15 protein-coding genes and 2 pseudogenes are annotated in these 18,441 nt (G+C 62.5%); 11 read left to right on the top strand and 6 right to left on the bottom strand.

Going from position 1 to position 18,441, the window contains the following annotated elements; genetic code table 11:
• The 9 genes and pseudogenes from ACZ7P3_RS42030 to ACZ7P3_RS41990 all read left to right on the top strand — a co-directional run.
• Positions 1–293: pseudogene (locus tag ACZ7P3_RS42030) on the top strand (cell division protein FtsK); the annotation flags it as partial.
• 410 nt (positions 294–703) lie between these two features.
• Positions 704–892 (top strand): hypothetical protein, encoded by a 189-nt coding sequence (locus tag ACZ7P3_RS42025; protein WP_472089966.1) that lies wholly within the window; start codon positions 704–706, stop codon positions 890–892.
• A gap of 10 nt (positions 893–902) precedes the next feature.
• Positions 903–1,355, top strand: coding sequence for a hypothetical protein (locus ACZ7P3_RS42020; RefSeq protein ID WP_472089965.1), 453 nt, complete (start codon positions 903–905; stop codon positions 1,353–1,355).
• A 91-nt stretch (positions 1,356–1,446) separates the two neighbouring features.
• The gene (locus ACZ7P3_RS42015) at positions 1,447–2,178 is read left to right on the top strand and encodes a DNA methylase (protein WP_472089964.1); all 732 of its coding nucleotides are present in this window, start codon (positions 1,447–1,449) and stop codon (positions 2,176–2,178) included.
• Complete coding sequence (locus ACZ7P3_RS42010; RefSeq protein WP_472089963.1) at positions 2,175–3,098, top strand: bifunctional DNA primase/polymerase; 924 nt, start codon at positions 2,175–2,177, stop codon at positions 3,096–3,098. Before ACZ7P3_RS42015 ends, ACZ7P3_RS42010 begins: the two co-directional genes overlap by 4 nt.
• 170 nt (positions 3,099–3,268) lie before the next feature.
• Positions 3,269–3,451 carry a hypothetical protein gene (locus ACZ7P3_RS42005; RefSeq protein WP_472089962.1) on the top strand — a complete coding sequence of 61 codons (183 nt, stop codon included), beginning with the start codon at positions 3,269–3,271 and terminating at the stop codon, positions 3,449–3,451.
• A pseudogene (locus ACZ7P3_RS42000) lies at positions 3,448–4,589 on the top strand (DUF3631 domain-containing protein). Before ACZ7P3_RS42005 ends, ACZ7P3_RS42000 begins: the two are co-directional and overlap by 4 nt.
• Before the next feature lie 181 nt (positions 4,590–4,770).
• Entirely contained in the window at positions 4,771–4,965 is a 195-nt protein-coding gene (locus ACZ7P3_RS41995; protein WP_472089961.1) for a helix-turn-helix transcriptional regulator, read from the top strand.
• On the top strand, positions 4,962–6,434 hold the full coding sequence (locus ACZ7P3_RS41990; protein ID WP_472089960.1) for a tyrosine-type recombinase/integrase: 1,473 nt from the start codon (positions 4,962–4,964) through the stop codon (positions 6,432–6,434). Before ACZ7P3_RS41995 ends, ACZ7P3_RS41990 begins: the two co-directional genes overlap by 4 nt.
• A gap of 344 nt (positions 6,435–6,778) precedes the next feature.
• Here ACZ7P3_RS41990 and ACZ7P3_RS41985 read toward each other — a convergent pair whose 3' ends face one another.
• The 6 genes from ACZ7P3_RS41985 to ACZ7P3_RS41960 all read right to left on the bottom strand — a co-directional run bounded on the left by ACZ7P3_RS41985 (position 6,779) and on the right by ACZ7P3_RS41960 (position 16,930).
• Positions 6,779–8,653, bottom strand: a complete 1,875-nt coding sequence (locus tag ACZ7P3_RS41985; protein ID WP_472089959.1) for a DNA cytosine methyltransferase — start codon at positions 8,651–8,653, stop codon at positions 6,779–6,781.
• 237 nt (positions 8,654–8,890) lie between these two features.
• Complete coding sequence (locus ACZ7P3_RS41980; RefSeq protein WP_472089958.1) at positions 8,891–10,651, bottom strand: AIPR family protein; 1,761 nt, start codon at positions 10,649–10,651, stop codon at positions 8,891–8,893.
• Between the two features lie 3 nt (positions 10,652–10,654).
• A complete protein-coding gene (locus ACZ7P3_RS41975) occupies positions 10,655–11,644 on the bottom strand; it encodes a PD-(D/E)XK motif protein (protein WP_472089957.1) in 990 nt (329 codons plus the stop codon).
• Complete coding sequence (locus tag ACZ7P3_RS41970) at positions 11,644–14,448, bottom strand: Z1 domain-containing protein (protein ID WP_472089956.1); 2,805 nt, start codon at positions 14,446–14,448, stop codon at positions 11,644–11,646. The genes ACZ7P3_RS41975 and ACZ7P3_RS41970 overlap by 1 nt, the downstream gene beginning before the upstream one ends.
• 3 nt (positions 14,449–14,451) lie before the next feature.
• On the bottom strand, positions 14,452–15,927 hold the full coding sequence (locus tag ACZ7P3_RS41965; RefSeq protein WP_472089955.1) for an ATP-binding protein: 1,476 nt from the start codon (positions 15,925–15,927) through the stop codon (positions 14,452–14,454).
• A 334-nt stretch (positions 15,928–16,261) separates the two neighbouring features.
• Entirely contained in the window at positions 16,262–16,930 is a 669-nt protein-coding gene (locus ACZ7P3_RS41960; RefSeq protein ID WP_472089954.1) for a hypothetical protein, read from the bottom strand.
• 541 nt (positions 16,931–17,471) lie between these two features.
• Here ACZ7P3_RS41960 and ACZ7P3_RS41955 point away from each other — a divergent pair.
• Positions 17,472–17,780, top strand: a complete 309-nt coding sequence (locus ACZ7P3_RS41955; RefSeq protein ID WP_472089953.1) for a transposase — start codon at positions 17,472–17,474, stop codon at positions 17,778–17,780.
• Positions 17,777–18,441: DDE-type integrase/transposase/recombinase (locus tag ACZ7P3_RS41950; RefSeq protein WP_472089952.1), on the top strand; the 665-nt coding region annotated here is incomplete at its 3' end. The genes ACZ7P3_RS41955 and ACZ7P3_RS41950, both read left to right, overlap by 4 nt.

Here is an 18,441-nt window from a genome sequence, read left to right as displayed (position 1 = left end):
TCCTGGCGGAACTCTTCCGGATAGGGCTTGGGCACAGCGACATCCTTCCCACCCGCCCCTCAGGGCAAGCCAGTTCAGATGTCACCCGATCGTGCGGCAGACCCGCCCGCCCCGACACCTACGCCGGATGGCAGGGCGAGAACGTCACCGCCGCCCTCAAGCCCTGGGGCATCAAGCCGGGACAGGTCTGGGGCACCACCGACGACGGCGAGGGCGCCAACCGGCGCGGCATCAAGCGCGCCGACATCACCGCCGCAATTACACGCCGTAACGCCGATCGGGCCGCCGCCTAGCCCGAGCAGAGGCGCTAGACCTAGCAGTCGCGCCCGCTAGGCCTAGCACCCCCACTAGCACCCCGCACGGCCGCTGATCAGCTAGCTAGCGTCTAGCGGCCCATCTGCGGAAACACCCCGAAACAGCCCCGGGAAGGGATGTGAGCCCTCGTGGCTCTCGCTAGCCTCGCCGTCCTACTGACTCTCGGCGGTTACGCAGTGTTATGTGCGGTCCGGCCGTTCGCGCCGTGCCGGAAGTGCTCCGGCACCGGCATCCGCCAGGCCCGCCGCACGCTCAAGCTGTGCCGGCGCTGCCGCGGGCAGCGCTACCGGCTCCGCATCGGCCGCCGCCTGCTCAACACCGGACGCGACATCCACCACGCCGGCACCCGACACCACCACCGCCACGACCCCGACCGGAGGTCCACCCCATGGCAGTGACCGTCTCCCTCGTCGCCCTCTTCGGACTTGTCCTCTTCTTCCTGCTGCGCTCCCACAGCCTCACTGCCGGCGCCGCGTTCATCGCCGTGATGTTCGGGTTCTTCCTCGCCTCCACCGGCGCGGCCGGACCCATCAACACCCTCGCCGCCGCCGTCGTCCACGCCATCCCCAACCCGTAAAGAGGCCCGCGTGTTCGAGATCCGAATCATCTGCGACCCCGCCGACACCGATCACGTTGTCGCCACGCTCGACAGCGCGTTCAACGCTGGGAACGTGACCGTCTGCCCCAGCCGCGACGGCGAGAAGAACCGCCTCTACCTCCGCGCCGACCACAAGCAAGCACCCCAGACGAACACCCCTGACGAGTGGCCCGGCCGCACCGAGGCCTACGCCACCGCGCCTGACGCCGGCCGCGAACTGGCATGGCTCCGGGCCGCCGAGGAGCAGGGGCGTGAGTGGTGGCTGCGCCGCGCCGCGCTCACTGATCGCATGGCCTCCGGCATGACTCCCGGCCACAGGGCCAGCACCCGCGAAGCGTTCGACGTCGCCTGCCACCTGATGGCCCTGGACGGCGATGTCGTCGGCTGCAACCCGCGGGCTTACGTCCGTCAGCAGTACGCCCGGTGGGCCAACGACCACTAGCTACGCCAAGGGCGGCCCCCACCTCTCGCCAAAGAACGCGGGGCCGCCCTTGTCCACCTGCCATCCAAATGACCTGTGGAGGTCTCCCAGCATGACCCAACCCACCACCATCCGGCGAGCATTCGCCCATCGGCCTCGGCTGTTAGACCTGTTCTCCTGCGCCGGCGGGGCCAGCAAGGGCTATGAGGACGCGGGATTCGCCGTGGACGGCTGTGACATTGCCGACCGGCCGAACTACCCCTTCCCTTACCAGCGGGGCGATGCGCTGGAGTACCTGGCCGCGCTCATCTCTTCCGGAGAGATCCGCCGGTACGCGTTCGTGCACGCCTCCCCGCCCTGCCAGGACAAGTGCGCCTTGACCGTTGGCACCAACCGGTCCCAGGGCTGGGGCGGCAGCCATGTCGACCTCGTGGCACCCACCCGCGCCCTGCTCGACGCCACGGGCCTGCCCTACGTGATCGAGCAGCCCAACGGCCGCGCCGAGATCCGCAAAGACCTCACCCTGTGCGGCGAGATGTTCGGGCTCGGCGTCATCCGGCACCGCAACTTCGAGTTGGGCGGCTGGCACATCGAGCAGCCGGCGCACGTCCCGCACCGTGGCAGGGTCCGCGGGTGGCGGCACGGCCGCTTCTACGACGGCCCCTACGTGGCCGCCTACGGCAACGGCGGCGGCAAGCCGTCCATCCCGGATCTCCAAAACGCCATGGGCATCACCTGGACGGACGTCCGTGAGGAACTGACCGAGGCCATCCCGCCCACCTACACCGCGTTCATCGGCCGCTCCTACCTGGCCACCACGCACGCGTGGGAGGTGGCGGCATGAACGCCATCCTCACCGCCGATCCGACCTGCGTGCCGCTGCTCGCCTCCGCCCTCACCGCCGCTGAACGCTACTGGCCCGTCATCCCTCTGCGCCCCTACGCCAAGCGGCCGGCCGGGCACCCCGAACGCGCCTGCCCCGGCACCGGCCGGTGCGCGGGCGGGCACCGCAAGCCCGAGCAGCGCGCCACCACCGACACCGCCCTCATCCACGCCGCGTGGGCGACGCGCCCGTACAACGTCGGCATCGCCACCGGCCCGGCCGGGCTGCTCGTGGTCGACCTGGACGTGTGCAAGCCCGAAGAACCAGAAGGAGCGCCTGACGGCGCAACTTCCTTTGCGGCGCTCTGCGAGCGCACCGGGCAGACTGTTCCTGCCACCTACCGGGTGCGGACCGCGCGTGGCGGGGAGCACCTGTACTTCACCGCCCCCACCGGGGTGCGGCTCAAGTGCAGCGCGAACCGGCTCGGCCCGCACATCGACACCCGGGCGTGGGGCGGCTACGTCGTCGCCCCCGGCAGCACCACCCCCGATGGGGCCTACGAGGTATTCGACAACGCACCCGTGGCGCCGCTCCCGGCGTGGCTGGGCACGCTGCTCACCGAGCAGCCCAAGCCCGCCCCCGTGGAACTCACGGCCGTGCGGGACGGCACCCGGGCCGCACGGATCGCGCTGGAACGCGAATGCGCCGTCATCGCAGCAGCGACCGAGGGCGGGCCCGACGGCCGCAACAACACCCTCCACAACAGCGCCTGCAAGGTGGCCCGGTTCGTCGCGTGGGGCCACCTCTCCCGGCACGCGGCCGAGCAGGCAATCCAGGCGGAGGGAGAGGCTACCGGACTGCCGCCGGCCGAGTGCCGCACCACCATCCGCAGCGCCATGGACTGGGTCATCGCCCACGCCACACCGCGGGAAGCCGTATGACCGGCCCCAACTCCCCCCACCTGGACTGCCCCACCCCCGCCATCCCCCGACTGCATGCCGCTCCACAACCCGTGGACACGACGGCCGCAGGCGAGCCGAAAGGCGCCGCCCGTAAGGGCGTCCGAACTGCTCTTCGCTCTAAGACGCGCGCCGGGGACGGTCGGTACCCCGTGGCGTGGCTGCACATCAGCGCACCACGCGGCGCCGTGCCCACGGCCACGTCCAAGTGCCTGTGCGGACGGGACCGCAGCGCCATCGGCCACGCCCACGTGACTGCGCTCATCAACGCGCACACCGCCCACCGCGTCACCTGCTCGCTCCGCAACCCCCAGGAAGGAAGGGCCGCCGCATGACCCTCACCATTGACGGGGCCGCGCTGCTCGACGAGGTGGAAGCCTTCCACCGCCGCTTCAACGTCTTCCCCACCGCCGCCGCGTACGTCGCAGTCGCCCTGTGGGACGCACATGCCCACCTGCTCGACTGCTTCGACTCCACCCCCCGCATCGCCTTTCTCTCCCCCGAACCGGGATCGGGTAAGACCCGGGCACTGGAGATCGTGGAAACTCTCGTGCCGCAGCCCATGACCGCAGTCAACGCCTCCGCCGCCGCTCTGTTCCGGTCCGTCTCCGCAGGCAACGGCAAGCCGACGATCCTGTTTGATGAGATCGACACGGTCTTCGGCCCCAAAGCGGGGGACAACGAGGAACTGCGCGGATTCCTCAACGCCGGACACCGCCGCACCGGAGTCACCTACCGGTGCATCGGTGATGGCGGCCAGCAGACCGTGCAGGCATTCCCTTCGTACTGCGCGGTCGCGGTCGCCGGTCTCGGCTCGCTGCCCGACACGATCCTGAGCCGCTCGGTCATCATCCGCATGCGCCGCCGGGCCAGGAACGAGAAGGTGGAACCCTTCCGGGCCCGCATCCACGAAGCGGAAGGGCACAGGCTCCGTGACCGACTCGCACAGTGGGCAGAGCGGGCACGCGGGTTCGTCATGGGGGCGTGGCCGGACATGCCGGACGGGGTGACCGACCGGCGGACGTGTGGGAACCCCTGATCGCCATCGCCGACGCGGCCGGCGGGGACTGGCCCGAGCGAGCACGTGCGGCATGCGTGACGCTGGTGACCGCGTCCAAGGCCAACGACAAGGGCAGCCTGGGTGTTCGACTGCTGACTGACCTGCGCGATCACGTCATGGTCGGCATCGATCGCCTGCCCACGGTAGCCATCCTGGACCGGCTCAATGCCATGGACGACGCTCCCTGGGCCGACCTCCATGGCAAGCCGCTCGACAACCGGCGCTTGTCGAAGATGCTCGCCGAGTACATGACGGTCGACAACGAGCCCATCGCCTCCCGCAACATCAAGACCGCCGGAAGTGTCCTCAAGGGCTACTACGCCGCCGATCTCTGGGACGCGTGGGCCCGCTACTGCCCCCCACCCCTGGAAAGTCCGCTACCTCCGCTACCCGGCACGGAAAACGTGGCCTGACCAGCAACAACGGGGTAGCGGCAAACGTCACCGCGAGCCGCTACCCCGCCGCTACCGCTACCCCTTCCCGCTACCTCCAACAGGCCCCTGACCTGCGCAGTAGCGGCGGTAGCGGAAGTAGCGGACTTCCGAGGGAGCCCCTCGCCTTGCTCCACATCACAAGAGAAGAGAGGACGCAGGCATGAGCGCCCGCGTGGTGGACGAGAAGATGACCATAAACGAGATCATTGCGGACCTGAGGGTTCCGCCTTCGACCTTTTCCCGGTGGCGGCAACTCGGGAAGGCGCCTCGCTCGATCAAACTCCCGAACGGTGACGTGCGAATCCGGCGATCGGAATATGAGCGTTGGCTTACGGAGCGGGAGGAAGCTGCGTGAGCAACGGTACGACCGGCGCATCTCAGGGCGCTCACGGAAGTGAGCGCCCTGAGGGTGCAAAGGAACGCGTCTACTCCAATGACGTTCGCGTATGGGGCATCAGTAGGGTAAACAGCAAGAGCGCTCCGCATCAGCTCCGGTGGGTTGTTGCCGGTAAGCGCTGCTATGCGTCGTTTGCTACCTTCACGCTTGCTGACAACCGCCGTTCGGAATTGCGGCAAGCCATGCGTAGAGGCGAAGCGTTCGACGTCGAATCAGGGTTGCCCGAATCGGAGGTCCGACGAGCTGAAGCAGCGGCGACCGCTCAGGCTGAGAAGAAACAGGATCTCACCTGGTGGGACTTCTCGCGGGAGTTCATGAAACGTCGTTGGCGTACGGCAGCGGCTAAGACGCGAGAGGGGTTCGCGGACAGTCTTGCGGCTGCCGCATTGGGGATGATGGGGGAGAGCGCCGACGCTCCCGAACTACCCTTGGTGCGGCAAGCGATGAGGTGGGCCGTTGTTCCCGCGCATGATGGCCAAGCGCCTCCGCCGAAGCTGGAGAAGGCCTGCGAGTGGCTCACGGCGAATTCACTTCGTCTATCGGCCATGAGGGAATCAGGAATCGCCGAAGATGTTCACTACCGACTCGCCTACAAGCTGGATGGCAAGTTGTCCGCCAAGGACACCTATAAACGCCGTCGGCGTTGCTTCAATGCTGCTATGGCGTACGCGATTCAGAAAGGGTATCTGGACCAAAACCCGATCGCAGGATTGGAGCGGACCGCTACGGCTGCGAGCGGGCCGATTGATCCCCGGGTGCTCATGAATGCTGTGCAGGGGCGGGAGTTCCTGACAGCCGTCTCCTATGTGGGGTCGGTGAACCGCAACCGAGGAAGGCGGTTAGTCGCTTTTTTCGGCTGCATACTCTATGCCGCCATGCGGCCGGCGGAAGTAGTTGGTCTACGAGAGGCCGACTGCTACCTGCCTGAGAGTGGCTGGGGTGTTCTCACCCTCCGGGAGACGCGCCCTGTCTCAGGTAAGAAGTGGACCGATTCCGGCGAACGGCACGATCGGCGGGGGCTGAAGATGAGGGACCCGGAGACGGACCGGCCGGTGCCCATTCCGCCCATCTTGGTTGCGATGCTCCGGGCCCATCTGAAGGAGTTCGGTACCGCGGCAGACGGCCGACTCTTCCAGAACGAGCGGGGCGGTCTGGTGGGCACCTCCAGCTATTGGCGTGTGTGGCAGGAAGCCCGGCCGATCGCGTTCCCGCCGCACAAGGTCGCGTCGCCGCTGGCACAGAAGCCCTACGACGGGCGCGCCACCTGCATCACGGACTGGCTCCGCTCCGGACTCCCCGTGGCGGAGGTGGCCCGCCGCGCGGGCACGTCCCCAGAGGTCATCGATCGTCACTACGCCGGCTGCCTGGACAACAGCGAGGAGGAGAACAACAGGAAGATTGAACAGGCCATGGGATGGGGGATATAGGGCGCTCCGTGAGCCGTGCGTGGCTCACGCACTCCTCACGCACAACGAGTGGGAGACAGTGAGAAAGGGCGGGAGTCAGTGAGACTGACTCCCGCCCTTTTCTGTCGGCATCCACCCTGGTCAGATCACGCTTGCGGGTATCTGACGGGCGAGTGCCCCCGGCAGGATTCGAACCTGCGCACACGGCTCCGGAGGGGGCTTGCGAGCGCAGTATCTCTGCTGGTCAGAGAGGCCGTGCGCACTGCATGCCTAGGTTCCGTCCACGAATAGTCCGCAGCACCAGACGAGCTAGCCCCGGCCTGACGAGCCAGCTTCAGCCAGCCCGCCCCGGAGATAGAAGAGCCTCAGCAAAGCCGATCGCCAGCACCGCGGTCCTCAGCCGATCGGCACCACTCTTGCAGGGGACAGCTGGCGCAATAAGGTTCGTTGGGAAGGCAGTTCGTGTTCGCCAACTGCCTCAAGGCGGCCATACGGACCGGCGCATCGACCCCACCACCAATAAGCCGGGCCAATTCAATGCGACCATCAGTCAGCCTGTTGGTGCGGTCCGAGTTGCTCGCGAACACCCTTGCAGCGACCCGCAATGGTCCCTGCTGAGGCAGCATGACATCCTCGTCCATAAGTAGCCTGAACATGGCCGTTTCTGCAGGCTTCAATTTGAGCTGGACAGCAAGCTCGTCAGTGTCTTGCCAAATGTTGCGCTTCGAAGTCAGCTCCTCAATCCGCTCCACGCGCTGAAGCATTTTGGGGTCTTCGACGGCCGCATAGAGTTGCTGAAGCTCTTTGGAAGTCAGCTTGGGGCGGTCCTTGAGACGCTGGATAGCCCACTCGAGGTTACGTGCTCCTATGCGCTCGGCACCTAGCATAGAAACGACGAGCGCGACGGCTTGCTGGACGTGCGGCCCCGGATAGAGGAACCAAGACCTCCCCTTACGCTGCCGGCGCCCCCACGCCGCAAGTGCCTGGTGCAGCGCCAACCACTGATTCTGGCCGGGCTGCTCAGCATCAGCTGGTTTCAAGGCAGTGGCCGCCGCCTCCCCCAAACGGGGTGGCACAGCGTTTCCAATCTGCCGGAATGCATCGCTCCGTGTGCCCGAAAATCGAAAGTCATCTGGGAAGGTCTGAATCCGTGCGGCTTCACGTACAGTGAGAGTCCGGTGCTCTTCTGGGTGGATGTACCAGTATCCGTCTTTCGCGATATGGGCAGTGATGGAGCGACTGTAATCGTCCCAATGAAGACGCTTGTACTTATCGTCGAAAGTATCGGCCTTGTAGCGACGAAGGTGCTCGGGAATATCCGAGTACAGCGTCTTGTGGTCCATGCGCTTGAAGACCTCTAGGTCGTCGGCGCGCACCGGCCGAGTCATGTGATCATAAATAACGCCCGGATCATCAACCTCCTTCCTCATGAGCGTCAGGAAGTCAGACGGATCAGACGAAACCTCATATGGCAACATGCGATCGCCCATGGGCTTCTCTTCGTCGAGTGCAGGGAGATCACCAATGGCTTGCCTGAGATGGACCGGGCCTGTTGAAGCTGGCCAAGTGAAGTTAGCGCTGTCGTTGCGAGCCAGGACGATCAACCGCTTGCGATGCTGCGGGACCCCATATTGCCAGGCGTCGACCAAGCGGACTTCGGTGAAGTAGCCGTCTTCCTCCAAAGCCTCAACGATGGTTCGAACAACGTGGAAGTCGTCGCCGAGTGCCATGTCCGGGACGTTCTCCATGAGGACCGCGCGAGGCCCAACTTGGAGCACGACATCTAGGTAGGCGCGCCAGAGCTCCTTGCGTAGATCATTTTCGTCACGCTTGCCAGCCTCGACCAGACTCTTGATCTTGCTCCGGCCAGCGCGACTGAACGGCTGACAAGGAGGGCCACCTGCAATCAGATCGATAGGCGCCTGTTGCAACAAGGAGATGAGCCGGCTCCGCTGTTCGGCGTCACCCAAGTCCGTTCCCAGAGCGAGCCCGGGGAAGTTCGCCCGGTGTGTCTCCCGGGCTCGCCGGTCCGAGTCGACCGAGGCAGCGACAGTCCATCCCGCATGTTCGAGACCAAGACTCAGGCCGCCGGCACCGGAGAAGAGGTCGACGGCCAGACGGGCTCCGGAGCTGGCCCGACCTTTGCACCAAGCGGCGAAGGTCTCCTCGGTACAAGCGTCAGGATGCTCGTCGAGCTGGAGTACGTCGCTGCGATGCAGCTTCACCCCGTAGAACGACACCCAAGCCTCCTCTTATTGCTCCAACGACGACCACCAGGACAACACAGTCGGCTGCCCCAGACAAGCCCTTCATGCAGGTGACACAGCAGAAGGATGCCGCAGCTCAACACCAAGTGCACAGCTGTTCGTTGGAGCGGGCACCCCCCCTAGAGGTGCGTACCTAGCTGGACGACGCAGCCTCTGACGTTGGGCACTGCCCCTGCCACGGGATACATGAGCCGTCAGCCTGGACATCGGCTACTTCCCAACCTGCGTGGCAACCTTGGCCAGCGGACTGGCCCAAGAGATGTCCAGCACACTCTTCCAGCAGTCTTCCTTTTTACACCATTCGGTGACGTTCCCTGAGCCGGGGGCGGCAAGGAGGACTTGCCGCACAGGCCGGCTCAGCTCAGTCACGGCTCGCCGGATGCTGTCTGGAAGCCCTTGCCTCCTCCACACGGTCGCTAGGGCATCGTCCAAATCGACCTCCGCGGCAAGTCGAGCCAGCGTATAGGTCGTGACGTTGGCCAAATATCCGGCACCGGGGTTCAACTTCCTGATCTCTGCACGCCCGTGCTCGAACAGAATCCTCTCTGCCACGAGTGCTTGGAAGTACTTTTCATCAGGAGCAGTGGTAGATTCCGCGAGTACATTCAGTGTCCACCACTGAAAACACTTCTGAGCCCCCAAACTCACGACATGAGGTAGCTGCCGAAACGTGAGGTCGTACTTGGCCGCGTCGGTCTTAGAGAATCGCTGACCGCGAGGGAACTCTTCATCGAACGACCTCTGTTTTGCAGCGGTGTGCCGTCGGGCTCTATCTACGTTGTACTGCCCTCGCACGCGCTCGTAGTACCACCGGCTTTGGCGGGTAGAGCCAACGACCGCGGGCGCCCAAACGCTTCGGGAAACGCGTTCGAGCTCGACATGGAACGGGCTATTAGCCTCAAAATCCGCCTCGTTGATCGAGTTCTGAGAGTTGGCGTAGCGCGAGATGTTCGGGACCAGCTGATCTAGCAGCTCGGGCTGCACTACAGTGATTTTCGTTGGTACCTGGATTTGACTAAGGTCGGCATCATCACGGATAGCGGCATGGTGGAGCGAGGCCGTGGTCTGCCCGCCATTGACGATCTGTAGGTCGCTGAGGTGAAGAAGGTAGGTCTCGCTCCCTCTCTGCTCAAAAATGGCCCCTGTGGCCGTAGCCGATATGCCGTTGTTGTAGGCAAGGAATCGGTCGGGACTTTCTCGGATGGTTTCGTTTATTCCCTTATTGACCTTGCCTCGTGCTTGCAGGAATGCCCTGACGTTTCGCTGGAGCAGCTTGGACCCGTGGAGCTCGTACATGTCTGCAAGCAATTTGCCTGGCATCAAGGTGAGTACACATTGGTAGTCCCCTTCCGAGCTAGGGGCTGGCAGGCATGGCAGCGGTTCGCCGAACTCTTCGAAGTCGATTGAGATCGGTTCCTCTTGACGGCCCGAACTGGCGAGCCGCCTGAGACGCTCGATGTCCCACAGGTTGTGGACTATGGGTAGGCCGTTGAGCTCCTCTGCAGGCAAGTCCTGTAGGGTGCTCCGACCGTCAGTTAGAAGAAAGATTCTGATCTTGCCGAAATCTTGCCACCTCGAATGAATATCCTGCACCATGTCGAATTGAGGGCTCGACTCCTCCATATGTAGATGGTGTCCGTCATGGCAAGCGGTGGCAAACAACTTCGTCCAGTTAAGACGTCGCCTCACCTGGTCACGTGAGATGGTCTGACCATGTTCCCCGTAATACACTGATACGAGGTCCAATACGCGTCCGTCATCGCTGACGGAGTAGCCAGCGACCTCCATGCGACTGCGTCCAACGGGTTGAGCGAAATAGCAAACTTCCAAGTCTTCAAGTGTTCCGTCTTCTACAAGGTAGTCGCCAGCTGCTCGAATGAAAGCGTCTCGCCTTAGCCACCCAGGTTCCCGCCCAAGATAGTCTTCAATCGCCTGTTCCAGGGCGATGGAGAATTCCTGCATTTCCTCCATCGGCTACTCCTTGGTCTTTCCAGCTAGTGTGACCGAAGCTCGCACAGCGCCCTCATCAATTTTGTATGCGTCGCACGCCGACAGGTCGACGTTGTACGTTACCCGGGTCACTCCGGAGGGCAATGCCGAGGAAGTCAGTCGTGGGAACCCGTCCACGACATGAAAGCATTGCCGACGACTCAGCGCGTACCTATCGTTCCCATACTGCTGGCTGTGGCTGTCCAACCATCCCGCTTCCAGCAAGCAGTTTTCGAAGCGGGACAGTTCGTGCTGTACGAGAGGATCCATACGAAGTTCATCGACCATGTCCATTAGCGAGACACCACTCTGTGAAACTGAGACGACTTGATGTACGAGGAAGAGATTCGTCGCCGCGTCAGTGTCCAGTTGTCCTTCACTGCTGATCTGACAATGGTTGGCACCCCTTCGACCCACAGTCTTAACCTCGATCGCTGTCGAGAAGTGGGTGAAATCCTTCGGAGCACCCGAGGGTCCTCCCCACGCAGCGATTGCCGCGGTGCCAATAGCTGGGAGCAAGATCTCCCGCAGAATAAGGAGTTCGCCGAACAGCCCCATTCGTGCTTCGGGTGTGAGACCGGTAGATAGACCTCTGTCCAGCATCTTGCGCCATGCATTCAGGCGACGGACCAGAGCCAGGGTGGGATGGGTTGCATGTATCTGAAGCTGTCGGACCAGATCAGCGAGGAGTGTGCAGAACAGCAATCGGTCGGTTCCTGGGTCGGCGACAACTTCGACGGACCCGCCCCTGATACGGCAAACCAGGCCGGACGCAAGCATCAAGTCTCGATCTTCGGTGCCTTCGGTACTGCGGACCATCAAGGCCCACTCGCGGCTCGGGAACCGAACTTCGGTGAAGACGTCGATCGAAGATTCCGGCATGAGACGCCGGCGGATTGCGCCCGGGAGGTTGCTGCCCTCGAGCTCAATTGTCGTGAAGCTCGCTTCGAGCTGTTCCGGTGTGCTAACGGCCATCACTCGTCGCCCTCAGCATCCTCTTCGATAGCCTTCCGAAGGCCTTCAAGGAAGACCTGGTTTACGCGGTATCGAACCTTCTTCGCTTTGTCGGAATGAGGGAAGACGACCGCGTATCCTACGATAGGAACATTCGAATCCGAGACTTCTATATCGGATGAGATGGGATCGATGGGGTAAATCAACAGTAGACCCTCGCCGGGGTCGCGAAGCTTGCGCAATGACTCCCCGCTCGCACGCTTCGGTTCTCGACCTTTGCCGCTCTCAAGGAAATCCTGGACCGTCATGTTGAATGCCTCAGTCACTTTGTCTGAGGTAAGGCCTATCGCCTCATGCGCGGGGCTAACCAGCACGCCGACTTCGCACTCACCGTCGAGTACCCTGGAGTGTGTAATTGTCCGCCGCTTTACTAGCTGCACGCCGAGTTTTTTCAAGGGAATAGTGGAGGCTCCACCAGTGATTGCTACCGTCCAGCGGAGAAGCTCGCCTTTGGCCACTTGGTTCTTGATGTAGGGAACCAAATTCTCTGGATTGGCAGTGAGCACTCGAGGGGATACATGGAAACCTTCGAGGAAGTCTATGACGGCCTGCGGCGGCATGTCTTGGCGGAAGAAGCCCCGGCCGGCTCCTTCCAGCTTGTCCTGAGATACGGGATTGGCTGGCTCAATCGCCTCGATTAGCCGTTCAAGACGCCCGTAATTCTGGGCCTGCGCGTCCTTGTCTGTTCGCATCACCAGCGTCTCAGCTCTGCTAGCGGAGAGACTGACAGTCATCACCTGCGATGAGCGCATTTTGGTTGCCGCGGTGACCTGGAGGTTTCCCTGCCCATCGAGTACACGAAGCCCTACATGCTTAGGTGTCTGGCGTGCCCGCGATACGGCTGCAGTGAGGTCCATCAGTTCACGGTTCGCTCGCGTGATGTGAACGTAGTAATTGACTAGCTCTGTCGTCGTGTACAGGCGGGTCACATCCAGATATCCGGACCTATATCCGAACCAGCGCCCCATCTGTAGGAGAGTGTCGTAGGTTTTGGAGGCTCGCAAATAGTAGGAGACCGTCAGCCCTTCCAATGTTAGGCCGCGAGAAAGCTTGTCTCCTCCCACTGCCACTACGGTAACCGGTGTGGTCGACTGATATTCCAACACGTCGGTGGCCGTGCCGTTAATCCGTTTCACATTGGCGGCCGCCTCGTCCAGGATCAGCGGGATGAACTCCTCCACGTCTTCCCATGTGGTTGGAGGTCCGGCGAGTGCACTCACGTCATCTCGGCCGACGATCTCTTCGTGGGTGGGGGAGAAGTCATCCTCCCAGAGCGTAAATAGCCGCTCACGTAGTTCGCGTCCTGCTTTCCCATAGTCTCCCCAGTCAGCAGACATACCCTGCAAGTGATCTTCTATTTGACGCGCAACTTCTCCCTGTACATCTGTCCAACGAGTGACGTGGACCAACATGGTGTTGTGTCCGCCGGCGACGTCATGGTCCCTTGCACGGACCCTTCGCACGGCAGTTCCGAGCACAAAAGCGTCGAGCGCTTCTATGAGTGACGGCGGTAGCTGCTTACCAGGGCGATAACCTTTCTTGTGGCTATCGGGTAGCCAGTATTCGTGGTCATCCACCGGGCGCGTTATCGGCAGGGGTTCGCGGATCTCGGCGGCCGATGGATCCTCAAGGCCGAATACAACTTCCGGACCGCAATAATTAGAGGGAGGTTCCAGAGCCACGAGGAAGTTCTTCGGGAACAGGTCTTCGCCGTGAGTGGGATGATTGGTCTTGTCCGGGATGAATATATTGGCGAAGGGGGTGGCTGTGTATGCTACGTAGGCTCGCTTATCGAACTGATCCAGCAGTCCGCGGATTGCTTTGTTGATCGCGGTCGGGTCATGGTCGGGATCGCTTTGGCTGCTTCCCTTTTTCGGGCGCTTGGTATCGACGGAAGCATAGTCGGCTTCGTCATCGATAAGCAGGAGTGGAATATTTTTGATGCTTCGAGGATCCTCACCTTCCGTGCAGAAATTACCGAGCCAATCCTTGAGGTTCCCAAGGATGCGGGCGTTCTTCTTGGCGACTACGAGGATGCTTACCTCGTTTATATTGACCGGTGTACCTTGGAACTGGGCTGCGGTGAAGTCGCTGACCTGAGTGGTTACAGGCTGGCAAATAGTAGGCTTCTTCATCCCCAAAGTTCCGACTCCGATGATGACAGAGCTGTCGGCGTCTGGGTTCCGGCTCAGCTTGCTGTTGAAGCCAAGGAATTCTTTGTCAAGCCGCGCCTGGGTTTGGTGGCGGAGGCTCTCATGCTGGCTTGTCAGGACGACAATGACTTGGTATCCGGCATCCGCAGCCTTGCATATCAAGCCTGTGTAACTAGCCGTTTTGCCGGATTGAACCTGCCCGTAGACCATTCCATAGGTTTTCCAAACGCCGGTGCGTGCCGGATCCTCTAGAAGTTCAAGGATCTGGTCCGTTGCCTCATCAAGAGCCTCCACCGTGCTCGGCTTCCAGTCCTTCTTCAGCCATTCAGCGTAGCGATTCCAATATACGAACTCAATGTCCTGACGCCTATCCTTCAACCACGCTACGTGGCCATCGGGGTCGCTCACTACAATGGGCTGAGGGACCCAGACATCAAATTCTGCCTCCAGGCGTCGGGTAACCTCGTCTACTGACACGCTCCCTGCCGCGGAAAGCATGGTGGCCGCCCCTTGAGCGAGCTCTTTGAAACGCTCACGTGTGCGTTCATGCTTCTCAAGGCCAAAGACCTTCTGCCTTGCAAGGATCAGGGCGGATTCTGTGAGATCCGTCATTGTTCACGCCTCCTCGGAGGGAACCTGTTCGATGATGTCTTTGACAAGGCCCGGATGCCGGCAGAATGGCTCTGCTTTCAGCAGGGCATCCGCCAGAGCGGTTCTATCTGCAGGGTCTGAGGGGAGTCCTGTCAGCAGCGACCGAAGCATGGCGAGTACTTCTTCCGCGTCAGGTTCTACCTGTTCCGGAGAATGTTCAGTAACGTGATTGACTGTTTCCTGAACGATGAGCTCGCGGGGCAGCGTGGTCTCGATCAGTCGAAGTGCCCCTTCTATCGCTTTGTCAGAGGGGCTCGCAAATGCTGCGGCGACGAGTGGGTGTTCTCTATTGATGGAGTAGTCTGACTGGCCGAGTCTGCGGACCTGATGCCATACAGGCTCGACGCGACTGCGCTTACCGTGACTACGAGTGGGAGCACCACGGTGGGTGAACACTTTTTCGGATCTGGCTCGTACATCTTGGGCAAGCTCGATCAATCTTGGTTCAAGCTGAACCGGAGGGTGCACAGTCGACTTCCTCACGTCCACTGCCCAAGTGAGGTCGACTCCTGGAGGGATTTCAAGGGCCAGCCGGGCCAGTCGAGTCGGCGCCGACTTATGCATTCCTGCAAGACCCAACCAGCTTCCAGCTACGACCAGCCGATCTCCGCGGTATACATAGAATCCTTGGCGTGCGAGCATGCCGCCGGGGCCGGAAACCAGGCTTGTCTCTTTCTTCGTTAGCCTGGAGGGGTGAGGCAAAACCACTGGGTTAACTTGTATGGAGTGTCCGGAGGCTGCAAGCTCTTCAACCCCCCGATCCTGTGTAGCGGGGTGGCGTCTAAGGTATGGATCCAAAGGGGCGAGTACTTGGCGGCCTATTTGCAAGTTGAGGCGCCCCGATGCTAGGAAGCGGTGAAAAGTGAGGGCGAGTTCGCGTCCAGTTTCCGAGACCCTTCGGGACAGTGTCTTGCCGTCTCCGAGCTTGTCTGTCTTCCTCCAGACGATTGCCGTACCCTGCCCAGTGAATCCGACTTGATCGGCGATGCGGAGAACTTCACGATCAGGCTGTGTGAGTACGAGCCATTCCTTGCGCTCTGCTATGTAGTCAATGTCCCAGGTTCTCGCCGCGAGTGAGCCAGCAGCGTTTCGGGACAGGACGGTGAGCATTCGTGCTTGAGAGAGGGATGCTGTCTTGAGCCCCAAGCCGAACCGTCCTAGGTCCCCATCGGCTCGTTGGTGCCTTGGGTTGCGTGCGAACCTCATGGCCGCGTGGAGCTCAGGTTCGCTCATACCGGTGCCGTCATCGACGATGGCCACCCAAGTCTGGCCAGGGTCTGAGCAGAATGAGATGTGTACGTTCTGGGCTCGTGCAGCGATGCTGTTGTCTACCAGGTCGGCCAATGCCGTCGGTAGGTCGTAGCCAAAGGCGCGCAGCGACTCGATGAGATCTTCGGCGTACGGATCGAGACGCTCTTCAGCACGTACACGTCCCTGCATGTGGTGTTCCGGTCCCCCCTCAGCGCGGTACTACTCTGGAGGTTAAGGGAAGTTGACGAAGGATGGGCAGGGTTGGCGCATCCCGAGCTTCGATAGGGTGCGCTGGCGACAACCGTTGGTGGTGTCTCAATGACCGAGTCGAGTGTGAGAGCGCCGGCTGACTCGGAGGCTGGGGCCCTCAGATGGCCAAGGCCTTGAGGCCTAGCCTCATCCTCCTCAGGTCGATCACGGATCTCTGGTCGTCGGCGAAGTTCCCGCCTCGCGATGGTGCGATGGCCATTGGGGACCGCTGCCGTCCGGCTCCGTGCGTCCCTGGTGGTGTCAGTCGTTGATGTCAGACATCAACGGACGGCTTGACAGGCCCCTGCCGCTCGGCCTGCTGAATAATGCGGCTGGCCAGGTCCATGAAGTTCGTGACCGAGGGCGCTTCAACGATCAGCAGTCTGTCCGCTCGCTCGCTGCCGTCTGCGAAGCCGCACCCGCTCTGGCTTAGCAGGGGAGTGAGCCAATGGACGGTAGGGCGCTCGGCAGCGAAGAAGATCACTGGACGGTCTGACCATGAGCGGTCTGAGTAGTGGCTACGGCAGCTCGCCGCGGTGAAGCACCCGAGAGATGTTAGGGCGTACGACAGCCCTGCCACGCCGAGTTCGAGAGCGCCAAGGGGTGACCCGTCCTCGGCATACTCATCCAGGACTCGAACAAGCTCGCTGTCTGGGTGCTTTGCAGCGTAGCCGGCTGGCAGGTAGTCGAGTTCCCCCTCCTCTGCTGCCTTAGCCATCGCCTCGAACTCGTCCTGAGTCCGGCTTGCCTGATCTACGAGGGTGACCAGGCGCCTTTCCTCTTCGATCATGCTGACTGCTTCCTCGTGGCTCACCTCCCCGATGGTCCAGACGCCGCGGAAGTAGCCGTAGCCCTCTTCGTCTACGTCCTCCTCGTTGGGCAAGCCCATGGCCAAACCCGCAGGGAACGAGGGGTCGACGTCTATGTCAACGCTGGGGATCACGGGCAGCTCCTACTTGGTTGGGCAGCCGGAACACTCCGTACTTTCCCCAGCCGAGCGGTGGCGGAACAGCCCATCGCATCCTTCCAAGTCGTCACCATCCCAGCAGCGATGCTTGTCAGCAGTCGGCTCTGATAGGGCTCGCTGCGCGGATGACTGACCACGCGGTCGGCGGAGCGACTTTGGCCGGGAGCTGCTTTGGCGCGAGTGATCATGGCCCCGTAAGCTTCCGGCGCGTCGGGCAGTCTGTGGACCTGCCCGTTAAAGCACGACGTTGGGGCCATGATCTTCGAGGCTCGCGCCAAAGTGGCTGGCTAAAGTCGCGGAGCCGACCGCCCCAGCCACGACGGGGTTCTCCCCTACTCATGGCCGCGTTCGCCGTCCGGGTGGCGGCCCGGTGCGGGATCAGCGGGCCGTACGAACGCTTGCGCATCTGGCAGCGTCGGCCCGCATGCCACCGCCACCACAATCCGGCGGGTCTGCTGCACGATCGGGTGACATCTGAACTGGCTTGCCCTGTCGGGCAGGTGGGAAGGATGTCGCTGTGCCGAAGCCCTATCCGGAAGAGTTCCGCCAGGACGTTGTGCGGGTCGCGAGGAACCGCGGCCCCGGTGTGACGGTCGAGCAGGTGGCCACCGACTTCGGGGTCCATCCGATGACGTTGTGGAAGTGGATGCGCCGGGCGGATATCGACGACGGGACCAAGCCGGGAACGTCCAGCCAGGAGGGCGTGGAACTGCGGGAAGCACGTCGGCGGATCAAGCTGCTGGAGCAGGAGAACGAGGTCCTGCGGCGGGCCGCGGCCTATCTGTCGCAGGCGCATCTGCCGGGAAAAGGATCTACCCGCTCGTGAAGGAGCTGGCCGGAGACGGGGTGCCCGTCACGGTGACGTGCCGGGTGCTGAAGCTCGCCAGACAGCCCTACTACCGCTGGCTCGACAAGCCGGTTGGCGACACCGTGCTGGAGCAGGCCTATCGGGCGGACGCCTTGTTCGGTGCCCACCGTGAGGACCCGGAGTTCGGCTACCGGTTCCTGGCCGATGAAGCACGCAGTGCCGGGGCCGGTATGGCGGACCGGACCGCCTGGCGGATCTGCCGGGACAATCGCTGGTGGAGCGTGTTCGGGAAGAAGCGCGGCCGGGGCAGGAAGGCCGGCCCGCCGGTGCACGACGATCTCGTCCGTCGTGATTTCAGCGCGGTCGGCCCGAACCGGTTGTGGCTGACAGACATCACCGAGCATGCCACCGGCGAAGGGAAGCTTTATCTGTGTGCGATCAAGGATGTGTTCAGCAACAGGATCGTGGGCTATTCCATCGACGCGCGGATGAAGTCCCGCCTGGCCGTGACCGCTCTCGAGAACGCCGTGGCCCGGCGTGGAGACGTCGACGGGTGCATTCTGCACAGCGATCGCGGCTCGCAAGGCGGATTCAACTGGTCGTCGCAACACCTCGTACGCATGGAGGTGTTGGGTGGTGCGTCGTCAGCAGGCAGCGGACCGTGCGCTGCGTCCGAAGC

This window comes from Streptomyces sp. NPDC107581, assembly GCF_055657175.1.
Note: the sequence above shows the minus strand (reverse complement) of the source record. Positions and strands in the feature narration are given on the sequence as shown.